This is a genomic window from Mesorhizobium sp. C395A (assembly GCF_030323205.1).
Lineage (GTDB): Bacteria > Pseudomonadota > Alphaproteobacteria > Rhizobiales > Rhizobiaceae > Mesorhizobium.
The window spans coordinates 5,110,993-5,134,443 of the sequence record NZ_CP100473.1 but is presented as its reverse complement, the minus strand read 5'-3'; the positions used below and the strand labels follow the sequence as shown (position 1 = coordinate 5,134,443).

The 23,451-nt window shown below is 64.0% G+C and carries 19 protein-coding genes; 6 read left to right on the top strand and 13 right to left on the bottom strand.

Annotation, left to right across the window (positions count from 1 at the left end; all coding sequences use genetic code 11):
* The first annotated feature begins 3 nt into the window (after positions 1–3).
* The gene (locus tag NLY37_RS25085; RefSeq protein WP_023671337.1) at positions 4–1,401 is read left to right on the top strand and encodes an NAD(P)(+) transhydrogenase (Re/Si-specific) subunit beta; all 1,398 of its coding nucleotides are present in this window, start codon (positions 4–6) and stop codon (positions 1,399–1,401) included.
* A 91-nt stretch (positions 1,402–1,492) separates the two neighbouring features.
* Here NLY37_RS25085 and NLY37_RS25080 read toward each other — a convergent pair whose 3' ends face one another.
* Positions 1,493–2,410, bottom strand: coding sequence for a membrane protein (locus NLY37_RS25080; RefSeq protein WP_023700421.1), 918 nt, complete (start codon positions 2,408–2,410; stop codon positions 1,493–1,495).
* 331 nt (positions 2,411–2,741) lie between these two features.
* Here NLY37_RS25080 and NLY37_RS25075 point away from each other — a divergent pair, with 331 nt between their 5' ends.
* A complete protein-coding gene (locus NLY37_RS25075) occupies positions 2,742–4,184 on the top strand; it encodes a hypothetical protein (protein WP_023736882.1) in 1,443 nt (480 codons plus the stop codon).
* 231 nt (positions 4,185–4,415) lie between these two features.
* Here the strand turns inward: NLY37_RS25075 and gyrB are convergent, their stop codons facing one another.
* The 3 genes from gyrB to NLY37_RS25060 all read right to left on the bottom strand — a co-directional run bounded on the left by gyrB (position 4,416) and on the right by NLY37_RS25060 (position 10,309).
* The gene (gyrB, locus tag NLY37_RS25070; protein ID WP_023732636.1) at positions 4,416–6,887 is read right to left on the bottom strand and encodes a DNA topoisomerase (ATP-hydrolyzing) subunit B; all 2,472 of its coding nucleotides are present in this window, start codon (positions 6,885–6,887) and stop codon (positions 4,416–4,418) included.
* A gap of 145 nt (positions 6,888–7,032) precedes the next feature.
* Positions 7,033–9,663: a caspase family protein gene (locus tag NLY37_RS25065; protein ID WP_023742602.1), complete on the bottom strand. Its 2,631-nt coding sequence runs from the start codon at positions 9,661–9,663 to the stop codon at positions 7,033–7,035.
* Positions 9,664–9,739: 76 nt separating this feature from the next.
* Complete coding sequence (locus NLY37_RS25060) at positions 9,740–10,309, bottom strand: NADPH-dependent FMN reductase (RefSeq protein ID WP_023742603.1); 570 nt, start codon at positions 10,307–10,309, stop codon at positions 9,740–9,742.
* Between the two features lie 210 nt (positions 10,310–10,519).
* Here NLY37_RS25060 and NLY37_RS25055 point away from each other — a divergent pair, with 210 nt between their 5' ends.
* Positions 10,520–11,890, top strand: a complete 1,371-nt coding sequence (locus tag NLY37_RS25055) for a cytochrome P450 (protein ID WP_023742604.1) — start codon at positions 10,520–10,522, stop codon at positions 11,888–11,890.
* A gap of 15 nt (positions 11,891–11,905) precedes the next feature.
* Here NLY37_RS25055 and NLY37_RS25050 read toward each other — a convergent pair whose 3' ends face one another.
* The 9 genes from NLY37_RS25050 to NLY37_RS25010 all read right to left on the bottom strand — a co-directional run bounded on the left by NLY37_RS25050 (position 11,906) and on the right by NLY37_RS25010 (position 19,973).
* Entirely contained in the window at positions 11,906–12,886 is a 981-nt protein-coding gene (locus tag NLY37_RS25050; RefSeq protein WP_023742605.1) for a complex I NDUFA9 subunit family protein, read from the bottom strand.
* Between the two features lie 104 nt (positions 12,887–12,990).
* On the bottom strand, positions 12,991–13,443 hold the full coding sequence (locus tag NLY37_RS25045; protein WP_023742606.1) for a DoxX family protein: 453 nt from the start codon (positions 13,441–13,443) through the stop codon (positions 12,991–12,993).
* A 197-nt stretch (positions 13,444–13,640) separates the two neighbouring features.
* Positions 13,641–13,922: a hypothetical protein gene (locus NLY37_RS25040; RefSeq protein ID WP_023671327.1), complete on the bottom strand. Its 282-nt coding sequence runs from the start codon at positions 13,920–13,922 to the stop codon at positions 13,641–13,643.
* Between the two features lie 111 nt (positions 13,923–14,033).
* Positions 14,034–15,227, bottom strand: coding sequence for an IS256 family transposase (locus NLY37_RS25035; RefSeq protein WP_286440615.1), 1,194 nt, complete (start codon positions 15,225–15,227; stop codon positions 14,034–14,036).
* 278 nt (positions 15,228–15,505) lie between these two features.
* On the bottom strand, positions 15,506–16,507 hold the full coding sequence (locus NLY37_RS25030; RefSeq protein ID WP_023742305.1) for an Ldh family oxidoreductase: 1,002 nt from the start codon (positions 16,505–16,507) through the stop codon (positions 15,506–15,508).
* A gap of 114 nt (positions 16,508–16,621) precedes the next feature.
* Positions 16,622–17,431 (bottom strand): ABC transporter permease, encoded by an 810-nt coding sequence (locus tag NLY37_RS25025; RefSeq protein ID WP_023725951.1) that lies wholly within the window; start codon positions 17,429–17,431, stop codon positions 16,622–16,624.
* The gene (locus tag NLY37_RS25020) at positions 17,431–18,096 is read right to left on the bottom strand and encodes an ABC transporter permease (RefSeq protein ID WP_032893169.1); all 666 of its coding nucleotides are present in this window, start codon (positions 18,094–18,096) and stop codon (positions 17,431–17,433) included. The genes NLY37_RS25025 and NLY37_RS25020 overlap by 1 nt, the downstream gene beginning before the upstream one ends.
* A gap of 208 nt (positions 18,097–18,304) precedes the next feature.
* Positions 18,305–19,105 carry a transporter substrate-binding domain-containing protein gene (locus tag NLY37_RS25015; protein ID WP_023742304.1) on the bottom strand — a complete coding sequence of 267 codons (801 nt, stop codon included), beginning with the start codon at positions 19,103–19,105 and terminating at the stop codon, positions 18,305–18,307.
* Positions 19,106–19,157: 52 nt separating this feature from the next.
* Positions 19,158–19,973 (bottom strand): ABC transporter ATP-binding protein, encoded by an 816-nt coding sequence (locus NLY37_RS25010; RefSeq protein WP_023742303.1) that lies wholly within the window; start codon positions 19,971–19,973, stop codon positions 19,158–19,160.
* Positions 19,974–20,199: 226 nt separating this feature from the next.
* On the opposite strand from NLY37_RS25010, the gene NLY37_RS25005 reads away from it, so the two are divergent.
* Genes NLY37_RS25005 through NLY37_RS24995 form a run of 3 tightly spaced genes read left to right on the top strand, consistent with a single transcriptional unit; the run spans position 20,200 to position 23,287 of the window.
* On the top strand, positions 20,200–21,072 hold the full coding sequence (locus tag NLY37_RS25005) for a dimethylarginine dimethylaminohydrolase family protein (RefSeq protein ID WP_023742302.1): 873 nt from the start codon (positions 20,200–20,202) through the stop codon (positions 21,070–21,072).
* Positions 21,042–21,710: a TetR family transcriptional regulator C-terminal domain-containing protein gene (locus NLY37_RS25000; RefSeq protein ID WP_023742301.1), complete on the top strand. Its 669-nt coding sequence runs from the start codon at positions 21,042–21,044 to the stop codon at positions 21,708–21,710. Before NLY37_RS25005 ends, NLY37_RS25000 begins: the two co-directional genes overlap by 31 nt.
* On the top strand, positions 21,707–23,287 hold the full coding sequence (locus NLY37_RS24995) for a 5-guanidino-2-oxopentanoate decarboxylase (RefSeq protein ID WP_023742300.1): 1,581 nt from the start codon (positions 21,707–21,709) through the stop codon (positions 23,285–23,287). Before NLY37_RS25000 ends, NLY37_RS24995 begins: the two co-directional genes overlap by 4 nt.
* Positions 23,288–23,451 lie beyond the last annotated feature (164 nt).

Below are 23,451 nucleotides of genomic sequence, written 5' to 3'. Positions count from 1 at the left end.
GCCATGAACGCCAACTTCGCGTCCTTCCTCTACCTGGTCTCCGGCGTCCTGTTCATCATGGCGCTGCGCGGCCTGTCGCATCCGACCACCAGCCGCCAAGGCAATCTCTACGGCATGATCGGCATGGGCATTGCCATTGCCACCACGCTGGCGCTGGCGACTCCGTCCGCCGGGCGCTTCGGCCTGATCGTGCTTGGTCTGGCCATCGGCGGCGGCGTCGGCGCCGTTACAGCGCGCCGCATCGCCATGACTTCGATGCCGCAGCTGGTCGCCGCCTTCCACTCGCTGGTCGGCCTTGCCGCCGTCATGGTAGCGGCAGCCGCCATCTACGCGCCGGAAAGTTTCGGCATCGGCACGAATGGCGACATCCACGCCCAGGCGTTGATCGAGATGAGCCTTGGCGTTGCCATCGGCGCCATCACCTTCACCGGCTCCGTCATCGCCTTCCTCAAGCTCGATGGCCGCATGTCGGGCAAGCCGATCATGATCGGCGGCCGTCACATCATCAACGCGGTCCTCGGCATCGCGCTGATCGTGCTGATCGTGCTTCTGGTCACCACCGAGGCCAAGCTGGTGTTCTGGCTGATCGTCGCGGCTTCGCTGGCGCTCGGCGTCCTCTTGATCATCCCGATCGGCGGCGCCGACATGCCGGTCGTCGTCTCGATGCTGAATTCCTATTCCGGCTGGGCCGCCGCGGCACTCGGCTTCACGCTTGGCAATCTGGCGTTGATCATCACCGGCGCGCTGGTCGGCTCGTCCGGCGCCATCCTGTCCTACATCATGTGCAAGGGCATGAACCGGTCGTTCATCTCGGTCATCCTCGGCGGCTTCGGCGGCGAGACCGCGGCGGTTGCCGATGACGGCATCGAACGCACGGTCAAGCAGGGCTCGGCCGACGACGCTGCCTATCTGATGATGAACGCACAGAAGGTCATCATCGTGCCGGGCTACGGCATGGCGGTCGCCCAGGCCCAGCACGCGCTGCGCGAAATGGCCGACAAGCTCAAGGCCAATGGCGTGGATGTCAAATACGCCATCCACCCCGTGGCCGGCCGCATGCCCGGCCACATGAACGTGCTGCTCGCCGAAGCCAATGTTCCCTATGACGAAGTGTTCGAACTGGAAGACATCAACTCCGAGTTCGCGCAGGCCGATGTCGCCTATGTCATCGGCGCCAATGACGTCACCAATCCGTCCGCCCGCGACGACAAGTCGTCGCCGATCTACGGTATGCCGATCCTCGACGTCGACAAGGCCCGCACCTGCCTGTTCGTCAAGCGCTCGCTCGGCTCGGGCTACGCCGGCATCGACAACACGCTGTTCTACAAGGACGGCACCATGATGCTGCTCGGCGACGCCAAGAAGATGACCGAGGAAATCGTCAAGGCCATGGATCACTAAGCCGCCGCAACCTTCCACTGGAAGGTTGTCGGTCCATCATCGGAAACAAAAAAGCCCGGTTCGACCGGGCTTTTTGATGTTGAAGACCGGTTCAGCGGCTGGTCAGGAAAACCGCTTCCTCGTCGTCGCGCTGCCTGCCGCCCAGGGCTGCCGCAGCGCTGGCGATGAAGGCGCCGATAACCAGCGACAGGGCGCCAAGCAGGGCGAAGGTGGCGCTGCCTTTCCGCGCGGCGTCGGCGGCCTGCTTTGCCTTGACCTTGGCGTCCTCGACCCTGGCCACCAGGGCGTCGACACGCGCCTTGGCGTCGGCCTCGGAAAGCCCGGTGCGGGCGGCGACCAGCTGCGACAGATAGGTCTTGTCGTCAGCCGAAACTTCGCCTGCCGCCGCACTGGCGATGAGGATGCGCGAAGCCTGCCCGGCCGCAGCCGCATCGCTGTCCGGATTGGCCGCCGCGAGCCTGGCGGCATCAGCCGGACGGAACAGCGTATCCACGAGATAGGACGTTGCATTGTCGGCCGGTGCGCTGCCGGCATTGGCGGACGCGCCGGCCGAAGCACCCATGGCGGCGCCTGAGGCAACAGTAGAAGCCGCCTGCACGCCTGAACCAAGCACTGCCGACAGCGCCGACCCGAGAATGCCGACGACCAGCAATGTCGCCAGCGCCCAGGCGAGGAGGCCGTGCGCGGTGTCACGGAAATAGACCTCGTCGGTGTGGATGCCGACCCATTTGGTGCGCAGGCGTCCGGCAAGATAGCCACCGACCCCGGAGGACAGCCATTGCACGATGATGAGCCAGATGGCGCCGGACACCGCGAAGGTGGTCAGCGAGGCACTGGCGCCGGACCACGGCGAGACCATGGTCAGCCCCAGCCCCGAACCGAGCAGCATGAGGATGAAGGTCAGCGTCGAGGCCGCGAAGGCGCCGGCGATGATCGGACCCCAGCTGACGGCCGGGGCGGAGGATTCCGTTGAGGCGGATACGTCGACAGCCGATACGGTGGACTGCATCGACGCCTCCTACCGTACGAACAGCATGATGAGAATGATGATCGGGATCGGAATACCGAGCAACCAGAGCAAAATACCGCGTCCCATAAAGAGCCTCCCTGCGAGAAATTGATCGATGTCGTCACAATGTTCCTGAGCGATTTCCGTTCCGAAGGGCAATGAAATGATTTGCTTGCCGGGAACGGAACTATTTTCCGCGCGGCCCGAGGCACAACTGCGAAACTGTGGATTGGTTCACGGAGTTCCACATGGGCTGCCGTGTATTGTTGGCTCGGTGAGCCGGGGGTAGCATGAGCGATCCCGCCGTCGGATGTCGTCAACGGAGACGCTGATGCCCAAGACTGTCGCATCGCTGGCTTACAAAAAGGCGCAGCCCGGCCAGGCGGTGGTGATCGTGCACGGCATGGGCGAGCAGCGGCCGATGGGTACGCTGAGGGGATTCGTCCAGGCGGTCTGGAGCAGCGATCCCACCCGTGCTCCACCCTACGCCCAGATTCCCGATCCGGCCGTTTCCGGCGCCACGATCAACCAGAGCTGGATCACGCCCGACAGCCGGACCAAGTCACACGAGCTGCGCCGCATCACCACGCCCTACGACGTCGATGGCCGCCGTACCGATTTCTACGAGCTTTATTGGGCCGACATCACGCAAGGCACGACGCGCGGCCGGCTGGCCGCCTGGGTTACGAACCTGTTGTGGCGCAAGCCCGCCGACATTCCGCTCGACGCCCGCAAGCTTTACGTCGCCACACTTCTGATCGTTATCGTCATTCTGGGCGCAGCACTCGTGCTGGCAACATCGGTCTGGCAACAGGCCGTTACCTTGACGACCGGCCTGATGATCACCACCCTCGCTTCTTTTGTCATCTGGGCGGTGGATCAGTTCGCCCTGCCCTATTTCGGTGACGTCGCCGCTTATGTGCGCGCCGAGGCGGCGACGATCGAGAAGCGTGCGCTGATCCGCGACCGCGGCCTGACGTTGCTCAAGACGCTGATGAAGGACGATGCTTACGACCGCATCGTGCTAGTCTCGCACAGCCTGGGGTCGATCATCGCCTATGATTTGCTGCAGATCCTGTGGGCCGAGTTCCGGCCGCGAAGGCTGGAAGCGGTCCGCGACAAGGCCAAACTGGCGGCGGTCGAGGCCATCGACAAGGCAACGCTCGGCTCTGATGGGTCAGCGTGGCCAAAGAACCTTGAAGACCTCGCCGGGTTCCGGCGCGGCCAATGGGCGCTCTACCAGCAGCTTCGGGCCAAGGACGCCGACCACCCGCTGCCCTGGAAGATCAGCGATTTCGTCACGCTTGGCAGTCCGCTCTCCCACAGCGAATTCCTGGTGACCTACAATCTCGCGGAATTCAGGCGTGGCCTTGCCGAGCGCCTGTTCTCGGCTTGCCCGCCGATTGCCGATGACGGGCGCCCCGGCGGCACCGTGCTTTACCGGGAAGGACACAGCCAAGGCAAGGCGCAGCGCGCGGTGCATCATGGCGCGGTGTTTGCGGCAACGCGCTGGACGAACGTCTACGACCGCGGCAATGGCTGGGCGACAGGCGATCCGATTTCCGGTCCGATGACGGAAAACTTCGGCCCCGGTGTGGAGAACATCCAGATCGAGCTTCGCAGCTCACTTGGCCGTATCTTCACCCACACGCTTTATTGGTCATCGACGGCAAACGGCGTCGAAATCGCCCTGCCGGCGGGCACCGCGCCGCGCTCGCATCTGCAAGTGCTGCGCGACGCGGTGGACCTCGGGCGAAAGCTGGAACCGAGTTGAGTGGAGATTGACTGAAGCCCCTCAACTTCGTCATCCTAGGGCGAAGCAGGAGCGAAGCTCCGTCGCGAAGACCCTGGGATCCATTCCGTGACCTCGGTCGAATGATGCAGCGGCGTAGAATTCTGCACCGTTTTCAAGGCCTTAACCTCACGGCATGGATCCTAGGGTCTGCGCTGCGTCGCTGCGCTCCTTGCTCCGCCCTAGGATGACGAAGCGATGGGCGCGCAGCCATCAAATGTCCAGATTGGCCACCGACAGCGCATTGTCCTGGATGAATTCGCGCCGCGGCTCGACCTCGTCGCCCATCAGCCGCGAGAACAAGCTGTCAGCATCGGTTGCGTCATTCACCTTGACCTGCAGCAGCGAGCGCACATTCGGGTCGAGCGTGGTTTCCCAGAGCTGTTCGGCATTCATCTCGCCGAGGCCCTTGTAGCGCTGCATGGTCAGGCCCTTGCGGCCGGTCGCAAACACCGCGTTGAGCAGCGCCAGCGGCCCCGAAATGACTTCGGAGACATCCTTGCGGCGCAGCACCGGCGGCTCGCCATAGACTTCCATGAGGCGCGGGGCATAGCGGTCGAGCTGGCGTGCGTCGGCCGAATTTATCAGCCCGGCATCGAGCTGCGCGAATTCCTTGACGCTGCGCACCGTGCGTTCGAACACGTAGCCGCCGACGCCCTCATTGGAGGTCGACAGCCGGCCGGTCCAGCCGCGCTCGGTGTCTTCGGCAATGATGTCGAGGCGCTGGGCGACGCGCTCGGCCATGGCGTTGGCGCGGCCGAGATCGTTCAACACGTCGGCATTGAGCGCGCCGGCGATCGCCGCCTGTTCGACCACACCCCTGTTGTAGCGCGTATGCAGCCCGTTGATGAGCTGGCGTACTGCCAGTGCATCGTCGATCGAGCCGCGCAGATCCTGTCCGGCCCGCGCCTCGCCGGAGGCAAGCGTCAGCGACGCCTCTTCCAGCCCGGAGCCGATCAGGAATTCCTCGAAGGCGCTCTCGTCCTTGATGTATTGCGAGCTTTTTCCGCGCGTCACTTTGTAGAGCGGCGGCTGGGCGATGTAGAGATGGCCGCGCTCGATCAGCTCCGGCATCTGGCGGAAGAAGAAGGTGAGCAGCAAGGTCCTGATATGGGCGCCGTCGACGTCGGCGTCGGTCATCAGGATGATCTTGTGGTAGCGCAATTTGTCGGCGTTGAACTCGTCCTTGCCGATCGAGGTGCCGAGCGCGGTGATCAGCGTGCCGATCATCTCGGAGCCGAGCATGCGGTCGAAGCGGGCGCGCTCGACATTGAGGATCTTGCCGCGCAGCGGCAGGATCGCCTGGTTCTGGCGCGAACGGCCGCCCTTGGCGGAGCCGCCGGCCGAGTCACCCTCGACGATGAAGATTTCGGATTTCGCCGGGTCGCGTTCCTGGCAGTCGGCAAGCTTGCCGGGCAGAGAGGTGACGCCGAGCGAGCTTTTGCGGGTGATGTCGCGGGCCTTGCGCGCGGCTTCGCGCGCCGCAGCCGCCTGGATCACCTTGTCGATGACCACCTTGCCCTCGGTCGGGTGTTCTTCCAGCCAGGTGCCAAGCGCCTCGTTGACCAGGCCTTCGACCACGGGCCGCACCTCTGACGAGACCAGCTTGTCCTTGGTCTGCGAGGAGAATTTCGGATCGGGAACCTTGACCGACAGCACCGCCGTCAGGCCTTCGCGGCAGTCGTCGCCGATCAGCGCCACCTTTTCCTTCTTGGTCAGGCCCGACGATTCGCCATAGCCGGTGATCTGGCGCGTCAGCGCGCCACGGAAGCCGGCCAGATGGGTGCCGCCATCGCGCTGCGGGATGTTGTTGGTGAAGGCCAGCACGTTCTCGTGGTAGCTGTCGTTCCACCACATCGCCACTTCGACGGTGATGCCGTCGCGCTCGGCCTTGATGGCGATCGGCTTGTCGATCAGCGGTTTCTTGACCCGGTCGAGATATTTGACGAACTCTTCCAGGCCGCCATCATAGTGCAACTCGTGGCGCACGAGATCGGCATGGCGGGCATCGGTCAAAATGATGCGCACGCCGGAATTCAGGAAGGCGAGCTCGCGCAGCCGGTGCTCCAGCGTGCCGAAGTCGAACTCGACCATGGTGAAGGTTTCGGACGACGGAAAGAAGGTGATCTCGGAACCGCTGCGGCCCTCATAGGTGCCGGGCTGCTTGTTCTGCTCATAGCTGCCGGTCGCCTTGAGCGGCGCATCGGCATTGCCATGCGTGAAGCTCATCTCGAAAATCTGGCCGTTGCGGCGGATTTTCAGCTTCAGCCAGGCCGACAACGCGTTGACCACCGAGACGCCGACGCCGTGCAGGCCGCCAGACACCTTGTAGGAATTCTGGTCGAATTTGCCGCCGGCATGCAGCTGCGTCATGATCACTTCGGCCGCCGAAATGCCTTCGCCAGTGTGAATATCGGTCGGAATCCCGCGGCCATTGTCGATAACGGTGACCGAACCGTCGGGATTGAGCGTCACCGTGACCAGATCGGCATGGCCGGCCAGCGCCTCGTCGATGGCGTTGTCGACCACCTCATAGACCATGTGATGCAGGCCCGAGCCGTCATCGGTGTCGCCGATATACATGCCCGGCCGCTTGCGGACAGCGTCCAACCCCTTCAAAACCTTGATGGAATCGGCGCCGTATTCGGCCTCAGCGCCGTTGGCGTTGTCGCTTTGATCGCTCATGAAAACCTGTCTGATTGATGCCGCATGCTCAGCGCGAAAAAATGGCTTCGAATCACGCCGCTTTGATGTCCTAGATATAGGCGCAAAAGGCGATTTTTCCAAGGTTTGCGGGGATTTCAGGGCTGAATCCCGAGCTGGCAGCCGGCTATTTTTTCGCGGCTTTCAATTTGGCCAGAAGTCGGCGCAGATATCTGATCGTGGGTTTGTCCCTCGGCGCCAGTTTGCCTGTGCGGTCAAGCTCCAGCGTCAGGTCTAGCGCCTGCGACAACACAGCCTTCGGATTCTTCGCCACATAGGCATAGTTGATGTAGGCCTGTACCAGATCGAATTGCCAGATCGCATTGTCCGGATCGGACAGGGCCAACCGCTGGCGGATGGCCAGGCTGGCTTCGAAGGCCTTCTTCGAGCCATCATAGTGGCGCTGCTTGGTCTCCAGCAGGCCTATTTCCTCGAACGTGATCGACAGGTCGCGCTGCCAGTCGGAATTGCCCGGGTCGAGATTTGCCAACCGGTTGGCAATAACGAGACTGTCCTGATAGTTCTGCAAAGCACCGGCGATATTGCCCTGGGCATCAAACACGCCGGCAATTTTTTCCAAACAGACCGATAGGTCGCGCTGCCAGTCGGTGTTGCCTGGGTCGCTTGCGGCAAGGTCTCGCGCCGTGGCCAGCGCTTGCTGGTAGGCCTCCAACGCGAGTGGCCAGTCCTTCTGGTCGCCGTAAGCATTGCCGATCTTGGCGTAACCGACCGACAGGTCGCGCTTCAAATCGGTGTCGTTTGAGTCGCGGCGCACCAGCGCTTCGGCGATTATTTGGCTCTTGTGGTAGGCGTCGAGCGCGCCCGCAGCGTCGCCACGCTCGCGCAGGACGTCGCCGATCCTTGTGTAGCTGACGGAGACGGCGCGCTGATGCCTGGGGTCGTCGGGGTTGTTCTGCGCCAGCGCCAGCCGAATTCTCAGGCTCTCTTCGAATGCAGTCTGGGCGCCATCCAGCTGGCCGGCGGTGCGGGCAAGACCGCCGATTTCGTCGTAGGTAATGGTCAGGCCGCGCAGCAGATAGACGCTGTTCGGCTCGGCGTCGGCCAATTGCTGCTTGATGGACAGGCTTTGCCGATAGGCTTGGGCTGCCGCACCCGCATCGCCTTGCGTCGCCAGTACGTTGCCGATCTTGTCATTGGCCATGGCCAGATCGCCGAGCCAGTCTTTTTTGTCAGGGACCCTTGCAGTCAGATCCTGCAGCATGTCCCTGGCCGCCTCATAGTTTTGCAGGGAGGCCGGCAGATCGCCTTGCGCCATCTTGATGTTGGCGAACTTGATATGGCCGATGGCGAGGTCCCGCTTGACGCTCGGATCGGTTTCTTGACGCGCTCGCTGCTCAAGATTGGCGACCAGCGCCGCAAAGGCGCGGCCGGCGGCGTCGGTTTTGCCAATCGTTGTGTAGAGGATGCCGAGCTCTTCCAGCGTGCGGCTTTGGCGGTCGGCCTGTTCCAGGCTGAGAGAGGTCTGTCCGGCTTCGCCATAGAGCGCCAGCACCGTTTCATAGTCCTTGATGGCGGTGGCATAGTCGAGGGTGGCGCGCGCCGCGGCGCCCGAGAGAAATAGCGTCGCGGCTTCGGACAGGGTGCGGCTGACGAAATTGGCCTTCAACGCCTGGCGCGAGACATTGTCGACGTCGGCGGCCTTGGCGAGGATCACGCGTGCACCATCGAAAGCGCCGAGCGCCAACTGTTCCTCGGCCTGGCGGCGCAGTTCGGTCACCTGCGGGTCGTCGGCGGCCAGCGTCTTCATCTCGCCGCGCACCTTGACGAAGGCGTCGGCGGCCTCGCGCAGCTTGGCGTCCAGGCTTTCGCCGGAGAGATGGCTGGTGTCGGAACTGATCAGCGCGCCATAGAGCGGCGCCAGCGGCATGTCGGCATCGCTGGCGACACGCTCGACCGCGCCGCGCATTTCCGGCGTCACATCGGCCATGGCAAGCAGCAGCCGCTCGCGCTCCGGCAATTGTTCCTTGGCCGCCGAGGCGAAGAACAGCTTCGGCAGCCCGCTCTCGACGTAGGGCAGCTGTTTCCCGCGCGAAAGGTCGTAGACCTCCTGCTGCACCAGCGTCAGCACCGAGCGGATTTCGAGCCCGTCGGTGCCGAGATATTTGGTCAGCGCCGCTGTAAAGGGCGAATTCGCACCGGTACCGTCGGCAGCCGTCTCGCCGGGCGCCGCCGAAAAGGCGAACAGGATGTTTTCCGCCTTGCCGACGCGTCCGAGGCCCGGCTTGATCTTGTCCACAAGGCCCTTGATCAGCGATGTCGCGCCGCGTCCGTCGCCGCTGCCGCCCGTGAACGGATCGCTGCGGCAGGCGTCGAGCACGATCAGCCCGACCTTGGCCGTGGCGGCCACCGCGTCGCGCACCTCTTCCAACGGCAGGCTGGTCTTTTCCAGCCGATCGAGCGAGGAGGCATCGGCATCGACCGGCAGCAGCCGGTTGTCGCCGGAGATTTCGACGCCATGGCCGGAGAAATACACCAGCGCCACGTCGGCGCCCTTGGCATCCTCGCGAAAATCATCGAGCGCACGGCGCATGCGCCTGAGATCACGGTTGGTTTCGAGAACGACCTCGAATCCAAGCGTCTTCAGCGCCGCTTCCATCGCCTCGCCGTCATTGACCGGATTGGCGAGCTTCCGCACCAGCCGGTAGTCGTTATCGGCAATGACCAGCGCCACGCGCCGCTCCGCCACCGCCGTGGCGGTGGTCGCAAGCATCAACAGCAAGGCAAACAACAGGCGCAAATCGAACCGCCCCCGGCTCAGTCACCTGCCGACCATTCCACCTCTTTATGGCATGAGCAAGCCGGGGCCGGCTGCGTTACGCAGCCCGCATCGGCTTCAGCGCCCCGCTCCAGCGCGAGAGCTCGTCCAGCATGGTCTTGGTCCCACCCTCTACCTGCTCACTAGCCTGGAAGGAGCCGTCGCTCTCCAGCAGTTTCTGATACATCGGCAGCGCGACGCCTTCCGAGATGGGCATGACGCCCACCGCGGTCAGCAGCGGCTTCAGCGCCTGCGCGGCGCGCAGGCCTCCGGAAACCCCGCCATAGCTGAAGATGGCGGCAGGTTTGTATTTCCACTCGCGCGATAGATAATCGATCGCGTTGACGATCGCCGGAGCGACGAAATAATTGTATTCCGGCGCCACGAAGACAAAGGCGTCGGCGGCGTCGATTGCCTTCGACCAGGCCTTCGTATGGTCCTTCTCGTATTTGCCGAGTTTCGGATGGTGCGGTTCGTCCAGAACCGGCAGCTGGAATGCGGCAATGTCGGTCAGCACCGGTTCGAATTTGCCGTGCTCGCGGGCAAAATCCTCCAGCCAATGGGCGAAGACCGGCCCGGCGCGGCCCGGCCGCGTGCTGCCGATGATGATGTTCAGCTGGTGCTTCAAGCGGGCTCTCCTGGTGGCAGTATCTGTTAGTGACTATCACCTACGGCAGAGTGCCCTATTGGACAAGGCGCGAGCGTTTCACAGGCGGTCACGATCCGATGAACAGATTGTCTGTCGAGGCATTCTCGCTACAGCGTTTCAGTTTGCCGTTCGGTCACATGGACGCCCGGATTGCCAGCCACTACATCTGAGCTATCAGCGGAGCACCTCATGGACACGCAGCCCGTCCCCTTCGTGCCGCCGGCGCCCAGGCCGCGCACGACGCCGCCTTCGACGCTGGAGATGATGCGGATCGTCTACCGCAATCCGCTCGAACTGTGGGGCGAGCACACCTACAACGAGCCCTGGATTTCGGCGAATGGCGTCGGCGGGCATCTGATCGTCGCCAACGATCCCGGCCTTATCCGCCACGTGCTGATCGACAACGCCAAGAACTACAAGATGGCGACGGTGCGCCAGATGATCCTGCGACCGATCTTGCGCGACGGGCTGTTGACCGCCGAAGGCGAGGTGTGGAAGCGCTCGCGCAAGGCGATGGCGCCGGTGTTCACGCCGCGGCATATCTTCGGCTTCGCCGAGCCGATGCTGCGCCGCACGATGCAGTTCGTCGCCCGCTATGACGAAGGCGGCATGACCGATGTCGCCCATGACATGACGCTGCTCACCTACGATATCCTGGCCGAGACGCTGTTTTCGGGCGAGATTGCGGGCGAGCCCGGCAGTTTCGCGCAGGAGATCGACCGCCTGTTCGAAACGATGGGCCGTGTCGATCCGCTCGACCTGTTGCGCGCGCCCGAATGGCTGCCGCGGCTGACCCGCATCCGCGGCCGCAAGACCATGGCCTATTTCCGCAAGATCGTCACCGATACGGTCAAGATGCGCGAGGAGCGGCTGAAGCGCGACCCCGACACCGCGCCGCAGGATTTCCTGACGCTTCTGCTGCGCGCCGAAGGCCCCGACGGGCTGACGCGGGCGGAAGTCGAGGACAACATCATCACCTTCATCGGCGCCGGCCACGAGACCACCGCGCGGGCACTGGGCTGGACGATCTACTGCCTCGCCGAAGCGCCGTGGGAGCGTGAAAAGGTCGAGCGCGAGATCGAGGCCGTGCTGGCGCGCGAACCCGACCCAACGAAATGGCTCGACGCAATGCCGTTCACCCGCGCCGCCTTCGAGGAGGCGCTGCGGCTTTATCCGCCGGCGCCGTCGATCAACCGCGAGCCGATCGAGACGGAGACCTGGAACGATCTGGTGCTCCCCAAGCGCGCGGCCGTACTGGTGATGCCTTGGGTCGTCCACCGCCACAGAAAACTGTGGGACATGCCCGACGCCTTCATGCCCGAACGCTTCCATCCGGGAAACCGCGAGAAGATCGACCGCTTCCAGTATCTGCCGTTCGGCGCCGGTCCGCGCATCTGCATCGGCGCCAGCTTCGCCATGCAGGAGGCGATCATTGCGCTGGCCATCATGCTGTCGCGCTTCCGCTTCGATGTGACCGCCGAGACCAAGCCGTGGCCGGTGCAGAAACTGACGACACAGCCGCAAGGCGGCCTGCCGATGCAGGTGACGCGGCGCGTTTAACGGCGCAACGCCTTGTTACGCGATACCGGCGGGCTTGCGCTGGAACTGGCCTGCGGCGCGGAAGCGCCAGAGATAGCTGGGCAGGATGGTGCCGATAGACTGCGGCTGGATGTCGAGGCCGGCAAGGTTCCGGTTGGCCTTGTTGGCTTCCTCCGACACGATGTTGGGCTGGCGCAGCAGCAGCACCTGGTCCTTGGTCAGCAACGGGTTGGGCAGCAGGCCGAGGATCGAGGCCTGCAGATTGGCCATCCACCACGGCACCGGTACCAGGAGCCGCTTGCGCTCGATGACAGTGAGCAGTTCTTCCATGCACTGCTTGAAGGTGAGCACTTGCGGCCCGCCGAGTTCATAGATCTGGCCGCCCTTGACCTTGCCCTCGACCGAACGCGCCACGGCTTCGGCGACATCGCCGACATAGACCGGCTGGAACTTGGTCTGGCCGCCGCCGATCAGCGGCAGCACCGGCGAATAGCGCGCCATGTCGGCGAAGCGATTGAAGAAACTGTCCTCCGGTCCGAAATTGATCGACGGACGGAAGATGACGGCGTCCGGGATCGTCTCCAGGACGGCCTTTTCGCCGAGCGCCTTGGTGCGGGCATAGTCGGATTCGGCGTTGAGGTCGGCGCCCAGCGCCGAGATGTGGGTGAGCCCTGCGCCGACCGAGCGTGCGGCTTCGGCGACGGCGCGGGCGCCGAATTCGTGCACGGTGTTGAATTTCTGCCGGCCGCTTTCATGCGGGATGGCGACCAGATTGACGACATGGTCGGCGCCCTGCACGGCGCGGTCGACCGACCAGCGCACGCGCACATTGGCCTGCACCGGCTGGATCTGGCCGACATTGCCGAGCGGCTGCAGATGTCCCGCCAGATCGGGCCGGCGCACCGCCACCCTGATGCGGTAGCCGCGCTTGGCCAGCGCCCGCACGATGTGGCGGCCGACGAAGCCGGAGCCGCCGAAGACGACCACGAGCTTGGGGATCTGCAGGATTTCGGTCATGGCTGGCTCCGGCGCTCGAAAGCTTGGCTGAAGCCGTTTCATAGTCCGTTTTGGGCCAAAGGCAAAGGGTGACGCGTCGTCGCTGCCACCCTCTTATAGACCCTTCAGAACGCCTTGCCGATGCGCGCGTCGACCGACTGGTGGTTGCCGCCGCGGATAACGAAGAACAGCAGGATCGCCGCCCATAGAAGCGACTTTTCAGCGCCGGAAAAGCCCTGGCCGACAGTGATCCAGTGGAACCAGACGGTGACCAGCAGCACGATCATGCCGGCAAAGGCGGCGGGCCGAGTCAACAGGCCGATGGCGATCAGAATGCCGCCGAAGAATTCGGTGCAGGACAAAAGCAACGACCAGAACGCGCCGGGATAGAAGCCGAGGCCTTCGACCATCTCGGCGGCGCCGAAAGGGTTGGTGATCTTCTGCGAGCCGTGAATGGTGAGAAACCCGCCGGCGACGACGCGCAGAAGGGTTTCGGCGCCGTCATGCAGCGACGAGTACAGGCGGCCAAACACCGGAATGATCAGTCTGCCGCGGGAGGCGTCGGTGGTTGCGGACATCGTAGCTCCTGTTGTTGTGATGACCTCTCGCAAACGCCCGATGGTCCCATCAAGTCAAGTTAACAAAAGTTAACTTTCACCGTCATGTTTATTGCTCACGGAGGGATGAAACGCAGAAAACCCCGCCGAAGCGGGGTTTTCCGGGCAGCATCATGACGAAGCCAGGGGCCGACGGAGCGGCCTGACCTGAGACGGTATCAGGAGGGCGTGAAGCAAGTACGCCCACCCCAGCCCTGGACATCCGACATGGTGCCGCCGACCTGCTTGCAGGCCGCGATGAAGTCGGCGCTGCAATTGGCAAATTTGGCGTGGCCGTTCTTGCAGTAATGGTCCTCGGTTGCACCGCCGCTCGGAGCCGTGATGACGCCGGCCGAAGATGGCTTGACCGGCGCGGCCTTCAGGGAGGCCGCCTGGGTGGCGCCCATGAAAGAACCGAGCAGAAGGACTGCTATCAGCAAGGTGGTCTTGGTGTTGGTCATGATGATTTCCTTTGATTGCGGTTGATGTTTCCGGAGCGCAAAGGGCACACCCTTCGCGTGAAGCAGGTTGTGTGCGTCAAGTTCTGCAAAATGGGGCGGCCATGATGCTGGTCATGCGGCTTGGCGCAGAGCGAGCTTCTTGTGCTCGCTCAGGTCGTCCATATTGTATCGGTTGGCCTCCATCCAGTTTTCATTGGTCTCGACGGCCAACGCCCTGACCAGGCGCAGGCAGCTTTCGGTATTGGGGAAGATGCGCACGACATAGGTGCGCCGGCGGATTTCCTCGTTGAGCCGCTCCAGCATGTTGGTGGATTTGAGATGCTTGTGGTGCTGTCTCGGCAGCCTGAAGAAGGTCAGGGTTTGTTCGATGGCATCCTCGGCCCAGCCTGTCAGGCGCGGATAGCGTGCCGACCATTTGGCAAGCCATGCGGCAAGATCAGCCCTGGCCTCTGCGAGATCGCGCCGGTCGTAGAGCCAGCGCAATTCCTGCAGGCAGTCGTCGCCGTGCTTCCTCGGCAGATGATCGAGCGCGTTCCTGAGGAAGTGCACGTAGCAGCGTTGCCAGGCGGCTTCGGGGATCACCTCGCCGATCGCTGCCACCAGGCCGGCGTGATCGTCGGACACAACCAACTCGACGCCCTTGAGGCCGCGCGCCTTGAGGCTGACGAGGAAGTCCCTCCAGGCCGAGCGGCTCTCGCGATTGGCCATCTCCACGGCCAGGATCTGGCGCCTTCCGTCCCAGTCGATACCGACCGCGATCAGCACCGCCTGGCTCATGACAACACCGGCTTCACGCACCTTCTCGTAGCGCGCATCGAGGATGAGGTAAGGAAACGGCTCTTGAAGGGGGCGCCTAGCAAAGGCAGCGAGGCTCTCGTCCAGCCGCTTGTTGATGGCCGAGATCGACGAGGCCGAGAAGGCATGGCCGCACAGTTCTTCCGTGATCGCCTTCACCTTGCGGGTCGACACGCCCTGCACATACATCTCCGCCAGTGTCGCCACCAAAGCCCGCTCGGAACGCTGGTAGCGCTCGAACAGCTCGGTGGAGAAGCGCCCGGCCCGGTCCTGCGGAACCCGCAGCTCGAGCTTGCCGACCCGCGTCACAAGGGTGCGGCCGTAATAGCCCGAGCGATAGCCAAGCCGTTCGGGCGTGCGCTCGCTCTTCGAGGCACCCAGCGCCTCGTCCATCTCGGCCTCAAGCACCTCCTGCATCACCGCACGGAGCACTTCGTGCAATCCATCCGGGTTCGAAAGCAAAATGTCTTTGACGGCAGCGCTGGCGGTCTTAACTTCAGTCTTGGTCATGGTGGCGTTCCTTCGCGGGAATCAGGTGACGTGAACAATCACCAGCCTGCCATGACCGCCCCCTCTCAGCGAATTTGCAGAACTCTCAGCACACTACCGTGAAGCAGGCTTTCGATTTGGTTGGGTGTTTCCTCCGGTCTGGTTCGGGCAAGCTCACCTTGCCCTGGACAAGGATGGGTCGCCGCAAGACGCAAGAAGGTTCAGCAGGCGGCGCAAATGCGCGCCTGCCCCTCGCCAACCGGAAGGTCAGTTTAAATTGTTTGATAAAGAAGGATTCTTCAGCCCGAATAGCGCTCGGCGAATTCGGAAATGCGTTGCACCACCGCCTTGGGGACATTGATGCCGCGCGCCTGCGCCTTCTCGGCCGCTTCGGCCCGCGCCCGGCCCGGCACGTGCACGCCAAAGCGCCGGCGCAGCCGGTCGAGCTGATCCTTCATGCGCTGTTCGAAATCCGGGTCGAGCAGCTTGGGTTCGACGGCGAGCACGAACAGGCCCGTTCCGGGGCTGTCCGGTCCGCCGCTGAACCATGGCGCGTCGAGCGACCAGTTGGCGCCCGACAGGCCAGCCGCCAGCACTTCGACCATCAGCGCGATGTTGGCGCCACGCTGGCCGCCGAAGGCCAGCATGGCGCCCTTCATGGCCGCGGCCGGATCGGTGGTCGGGTTGCCGCTGGCGTCCAGCGCCCAGCCTTCGGGGATCTTCTTGCCGTCCTCGGCCGCCTTGCGGATGTTGACGAAGGCGGTGGCGCTCGACGACTGGTCGATGACCAGCGGCGCGCCATCAGCGGCGGGTGCCGCAAACGACATCGGGTTGGTGCAATAGACCGGCTTGACCGAGCCCGAGCCTGCCAGCACCGCCGGCCCGTTGGTGGCGGCGAAGGAGACCAATCGCAATTGCGCCAGACGCCCGGTGAAATAGCCTAGTGCGCCGCAGGTATAAGCGTTCTTCTGCGAGAAGATGGCGACGCCGAACAGCCTTGCCGCCTTGGCGAGGTCGTCGATGGTGCGGTCGAAGCCGGTATGGGCGAGGCCGCCACGCGCATCGGAGAGATAGACGGCGAGCGCCGGCCTGGTGATCACGGGATCGGCATTGCCGTCGATGCGGCCGGCTTCCAGCGCTTCGAGGTAATCGATGAAATGGGTCAGCCCGACGGTCGAAAGCCCTTCCGCCTCGGCGGCAATGATCGAGGCGGTGAGCGACCTCGCCGCCTCCTCATTGGCGCCGGCGCCGAGCGCCGCCATCCGGCACAGCCCTGTTGCCTGGTCGAGAGAGAGTTGCATGGTGCGGACCCGATTGGTGGTGAGAGTGAGTAGGGAGTAGTCAGTAGGGAGTAGCGAAAGCAAGCGGTTTCCCGGTCATATGCTGACTACTCACTACTGCCTGCTCACTATTCCCTAGCCCACCTTGTTCGGTATGCGCGCCTCGATCTTGCTGAATGCAAACACCAGTATGCCGGTGATGATCATGTAGATCAGCGCCAAAAGCAGCAAGGGTTCGTAGGTGAGGTAGGTGTCCTGCCGGACCTTGGACGAGACTGCGAAGATGTCGATGACGCTGATCGTCGCCACCAGCGGCGTCGACTTCAGCTGCAGCACGGTTTCGCCGGTCAGCGTCGGCAGCGCCCGGTAGATGGCCTGCGGCAGCCAGATGCGGCGGAAAATCTTCCAGCGGCTCATGCCGAAAGCGCGGGCCGCCTCTAACTGCCCCTTCGGCACGCCGGCAAAGGCGCCGCGCATTACTTCGCCCTCATAGCCGGCGAAGGACAAGGTCAGTGCCAGCACGCCATAAGGCCAGGCTTGCCTCAGATACGGCCACATCCAGGATTCGCGGATCCAGGGAAATTGCGGAAACAGCGAGCCCAGCCCGTAATAGAGCAGCCATAGCTGGATCAGCAGCGGCGTGCCCCTGATGACGGTGCAGAATGTCCTGGCGGGCGCGGAAAACCAGAAAGAGCCGGCGGCCTGCGCGAGCCCGAGCGGCACGGCGAGCAGGAAGCCGAGAAAGCAGGTGACGGCCAGGATCCACAGCGACCGCCAGATGCCGAGAAGCCCCATTTCGTAATATTGCGGCAGCCAATCCCAGCGCATGAAGAAGGCTGCGCCGAAAACCAGCGCGATCGCGACCAGGATCAGCACGATGCGATGCGGCTGCAGCCACAGCGACGTGCGCGCGGCAGCGTTGATGATGGTCGCTTCTCCGGCCATCAGCGCGCATCCTTGAGCGACGGCATACCGCGCCGCGACCAGGCCTCGAGGCGGCCGATGAGCAGGTTGGAGACCAGCGACAAGATGAGATAGAGCACGCCCGCGGCGAAAAAGAAGGTGAAATAGGCTTTGGTGACGCCCGCCGCCTGCCGCGTCGCCAGCGCCAGTTCGTAAAAGCCGACGACTGCCAGAAGGGCCGTATCCTTGGTGGCGATCAGCCACAGATTGGCGAGCCCGGGTATGGCGAAGGGCAGCATCGCCGGCAAGGTGATGCGCCGCAGCATGAGCCCGGGTGACATGCCATAGGCGCGAGCGGCTTCGATCTGGCCCTGCGGTATGGCCAGGATGGCGCCACGGATCACTTCGGTCGAATAGGCGCCCTGGACAAAGCCGAGCACGGCGATGCCTGCCGCAAGGCCGCTGACGTCGACGCGCTGGTAGCCCATTGCCGTCAGCGCCTGGTTAATCAGGTCTGTTCCGGCATAATAGAGCAGCAGGATCAGCACCAGTTCGGGCACGGCGCGCACGATGGTGGTGTAAACCGCCAGCAAGTCGCGTACGACCGGCCCGCCGTAAAGTTTGCCAAAGGCGCCACCGGTGCCGATCAGGAGACCAAGGACCGTGGCGCCGAGCGCGATCTCGATCGAATGGAGCAGCCCAAGCAACAGCGTGCCGCCCCAGCCCGGCGGATTGGGCGAGAGAAGTTCTATGATGCCGGCCGCCGAGGCCGAAAGAAGTGCGTCGATCAGCGTCGCCCCCGGATTGCTGGCTTCAACCACCGCCGACGGCAGCGTCGGTGGCAGCATGTCTGGGAAAGGTCGGGCAGGAGGGGCATGGCGTTGGCGCCGTGCCCCTCAGCTCATGCGAGGATCGTCAGTTCGACTGCGCGCCGCCACCACCGTAAATGTCGAAATCGAAGTATTTCTTCGATATCTCGTCATATTTGCCGTTCGAGCGGATCGCCTTGATGCCGGCGTTGATCTTGGCCTTAAGGTCGGTGTCTTCCTTGCGCACGCCGGCGCCCACGCCCGGTCCGAGCACTTCATCGTCCGGAGCCACCATGCCCTTCAGATCGCAGCAGGCCTTGCCCTGGTCCGACTTCAGGAATGCGTCGAGCGCGATCGAATCCGCCTGGACGGCGTCGAGGCGGCCTGCGGCCAGATCGTTGTTGGCTTCGTCCTGCGTCTGGTATTCCTTAATCTCGGCGGCCGTGGGGCCGAAATGCTTCTTGGCATAGGCCGAATGGGTGGTCGACACCTGCACCCCGAGCACTTTGCCCTTGAGATCGTCCGGCGTGGCGCCGAATTTCTGGTCCTTCGGCCCGATGATGGCGGTCGGCGTGTTGTAGTACTTATCCGAGAAGTCGATGGTCTTCTCGCGTTCGGCGGTGATCGACATCGAACTGGCGATGACGTCGATCTTCTTGGTCGTCAGCGCCGGGATGATGCCGTCCCAGGCGACAGGCGTGATGACGCAGTCGAGCTTCTCCTCGGCGCAGACGGCGTCGATGAACTCGATTTCCCAGCCAACCCATTTGCCGGAAGCGTCCGGCGAGGTGAAGGGCGGATAGGGCTCGGCGGCGACGCCGATCTTGACCGGATCGGCCTTGGCCACGCCCATGGCGGCGACGCCGAGCAGCAGCGCTGCGGCGAATGTTTTCAGAATAGTCTTCATGTCACGACTCCCAGTTTGTTGTTGGTTCCCGGTTTTCTTCCGTCCCGGCTTCCTAGCCGATGTTGCGGATGAACTGCTTCAGCCTTTCGGATTTCGGTGCGCCGAATATCTGCTCCGGCGGCCCCTCTTCCTCGACCAGCCCGTTGCAGAGGTAGACGACATGGGTCGCGACCTCGCGGGCGAATTTCATTTCATGCGTGACCAGCACCATGGTGCGGCCCTCGTGCGCCAGGTCGCCGATCACCTTCAGCACCTCGCCAACCAGCTCCGGGTCGAGCGCCGAGGTCGGCTCGTCGAACAGCATGACGCGCGGGTTGATGGCCAGGGCGCGGGCGATCGCCGCGCGCTGCTGCTGACCGCCGGAGAGATAGGCCGGATAGACGTCGCGCTTTTCGGCGAGGCCGACGCGCGCCAAAAGCTTTTCGGCTTCCCTGATCGCCACGTCGCGTCTTACGCCCAGAACATGCACCGGAACCTCGATGACGTTCTCGATCAGCGTCATGTGGCTCCACAGGTTGAAGTTCTGGAACACCATGCCGAGCTTGGCGCGGATGCGTTCGATCTGCCGGCGGTCGGCGGGCACGGTGTGGCCGTGGCTGTCGGCCTTGAGTTTGATCTCCTCGCCATTGACGCGGATGATGCCGCTGGTCGGGTTTTCCAGGCAGTTGATGCAGCGCAGCAGCGTCGACTTGCCGGAACCCGAGCCGCCGATAATGGCGATCACCTCGCCGTCGCGCGCCGACAGCGAAACGCCTTTCAGCACATGCAGCTGGCCGAATTTCTTGTGCAGGTTCTCGACATGGATGGCTTCGGCGGCGCCGTCCTGCGCCTTGCCGGATTGGACTGCGGCGGTTCCCGCCGCGCTCACCGGGGAACCTCTGCCACAGGGTCCACGGCAGATCGTCGAACGTCTATCCGGCTAATCAACATACGCTGTAATGCCCACTCCAGACTTCAGCATGGACCCAACAGCGCGAGCCCGTCAATCCCGCTCATTACGGCACTTGCGGCCTTATTGTGCAAGTGTATAAATAGCCTCCGATGAAATTTCTTCCATTTTTTTCACCCTGAACACGGCATTGAAAAGGGCACCGATGAGCGCTTTCGGATCACAGTCCATGGCGGCGCCGTTGCGGCGCGTGCTGATGCGGTCGGCGGCCAATGCCATGCGCGGTGCCGACCGGGCTATCTGGCACTATGGCCCGGGTTTCGACCCGGCGAAAGCGGCGGCGCAGCACGCGGCTCTCGCTGAGCTGGTGACGGCGTCCGGCGCCGAAATCGAATGGATCGATGACAAGGCCGACGGGCTGTCGGATTCCGTATTCACCCACGACCCGTCGCTGATGACCGACCGCGGCGCGCTGATCCTGTCCATGGGCAAGCCATTGCGCGCCCGGGAGCCATCGCTGCATGAGGAAACCTACACACGCCTGGGTATTCCTATCCTCGGCCGCGTCGAGGCTCCCGGCCAGGTCGAAGGCGGCGATTGCGTATGGCTGGATAAAAACACGCTGGTAATCGGGCGCGGGGTGCGCTCCAACCAGGAAGGCATACAGCAGGTTTCCAACCTGCTGACGCCGCTCGGCATTTCCGTCTACGGCTTCGATCTGCCGCTGTGGCAGGGCGAGGAGGCGTGCCTGCATCTGATGTCGGTGATCAGCCCGCTGGCCGATGACCTGGCCCTGGTCTATTCACCGCTTTTGCCGGCGCCGTTCTATCAGTTGCTGAAGGCGCGCGGCATCCGGCTGGTGGAAGGCGACGCCGAAGAGTTTGCCGCGTCCAACGGCCTCAGCCTGAACGTGCTGCCGACCAGCCCGCATAAAGTCATTGCCGTCGCCGGCTTTCCCAAGACCAAGGCCGCGATGGAAGCCGCCGGCTGCACGGTTCAAATCTTCGAGGCGGATGCCCTCTGCATCGCCTGCGAAGGTGGGCCGACATGCCTGACGCGGCCCATCCTGCGGCAATGAATGAGCGCCGCAAGTTCCGCCGCGAGGGCGAGGAGCGGCGGCGGCAGGATTTGATCGACGCGACCCTGGACAGCGTGGCCGAACATGGGCTGGAGGGCGCCAGCCTGCGCACCATCGCACTGCGCGCCGGCGTCACCGCGGGGCTGATCCGGCACTATTTCCCCGGCAAGGAAGACTTGCTGCAGGAAGCGTACGCGGCGCTGATGGGCCGTATGACCGAGCAGGCGAAGGCAGCATTGCTCATGGAAGACGCCGCGCCGCGCCAGCGCCTTGCGGCCTTCGTTACCGCCAACCTCAACGCCCCGATCACCGATGCACGCGTGTTTTCGCTCTGGGCAACCTTCATCGGCCGCGCCGGCGCGGATCCGAGCCTGGCTCGCGCCCACCGCGAAGGCTATCTTGGCTTTCGCAACGAGGTGGAAGCAGTCGTTGCCGAAGTGCTCGGGGCCGAGCAGCGCAGGCCAAACGCAAATGAACTGCGCCGCCATGCCATTGCCATCAACGCGATCATCGACGGGCTCTGGATCGAAGGCTGTCTGGCCGCAGAGATGTTCTCGCCTGGCGAATTGGCGGCGATCGGCGTCAAAGCCATAGAGGCCGAGCTCGGCCTCGCGCCGCAAAAGGGAGAGAAGCTATGACCACCATCGGCGAAGCGCTGATCACGCTGCTCGAAGCGCATGGCGTCGACACCGTTTTCGGCATTCCTGGCGTCCACACTGTCGAGCTTTACCGCGGGCTGGCGCGTTCAAAGATGCGCCATGTCACGCCGCGTCACGAACAGGGCGCCGGCTTCATGGCCGACGGCTATGCCCGTGCCAGCGGCCGGCCGGGCGTTGCCTTTGTCATCACCGGACCGGGGCTGACCAACACCATCACCGCACTGGGCCAGGCGCGCGCCGATTCGGTGCCGATGCTGGTGATTTCGGGCGTCAACGCGATGCCGACGCTGGGAAAGGGGCTGGGCTTCCTGCACGAACTGCCGGACCAGCGCGGCATGATGGAGAAGGTGGCGCTGTTTTCGCAGCGTGTCACCGAGGCCAGCGAATTGCCTGGCGCTTTGGCGCGGGCCTTCGCGCTGTTTTCGTCGTCGCGGCCGGGCCCCGTCCATATCGAGATCCCGACCGACGTCATGGTCAAACCGGCCGACGGCATCGCTGCTTCGCTCACCAATGCAGCGCCGCCGGCGCCGGATGGCGCAGCCATTGCCGAGGCAGCCAAACTGATCGCAGCCGCGCGCCGGCCGCTGATCCTTGCCGGTGGCGGCGCCAAGCGCGCCGAACAGCCACTGCAGCGCCTGGCCGAGCGGCTCGGCGCACCTGTCGTCCAGACCGCCAATGCGCGCGGTCTGCTGCACGCGCATCCGCTTTGCGTGCCGGCCAGCCCCAGCCTGAAGGCGGTGCGTGCGCTGATGGCAGACGCCGATCTGGTCATCGCCGCCGGCACCGAATTCGGCCCGACCGACTATGACGGTTACAGCGACGGCGGCTTCGTGCTGCCCGCCAATCTGATCCGCATCGATATCGGCGCCGACCAGCTCGCCCGCCGCCCGGTGAGCGTCGGCATCCAGGCCGATTGCGCGGAGGCGCTTGGTGCACTGCTAGGCGCGCTCCACCCTGATCATGCCGCAGCGAAGGACGGCGAGAGCCGCGCAGCCGCGTCGAGGAAGGCGGCCTTTGCCGAGCTCAGCCCGGCCTATGCCGCGCAGGTGCGTGCGGTGGAAACCATCCGCGACGCACTGCCGGGCGCCATCATCGTCGGCGATTCCACGCAGCCGATCTACGCCGCCAATCTCTATTACGACCATGACCGGCCAGGCGGCTGGTTCAACGCCGCCACCGGTTTCGGCGCGCTCGGCTACGGGCCGCCGGCGGCGATCGGCGCAGCGCTCGCCACGCCCGGCGTGCCGGTGGTTTGCCTCACCGGCGACGGCGGCTTTCAGTTCACCTTGCCGGAGCTGGGCGCGGCGCTCGATGCACCCGCACCGGTCATCTTCGTCGTCTGGAACAACAGAGGCTATCGCGAGATCGAAACGTCGATGCTCGATGTCGGCGTCGAGCCGGTCGGCGTGTCCCCGGCGCCGCCGGATTTCTGCAAGCTGGCCGATGCCTACGGCATATCAGCCGAACGGCTTGCCGGTACTGCCGGTCTCGCCGATGCGCTCAAACGCGCACGCGCAACGGGCATGCCTCACGTCATCGAAATCACCATCGACTGACGCCTGGCCGCGCGCCGTACGTCCATGCGCGGGGGTCGGAAGGGGCGGTCGGCGGCTTCGAGCGATGCAAAGACGCAACAACTGCCATGTCGAGATGTCGGTTGAGTGATCGTGCAAAAGGCGCGACGCTCTGCGTCGGGTCGGCACGACAAGCGACATAATCA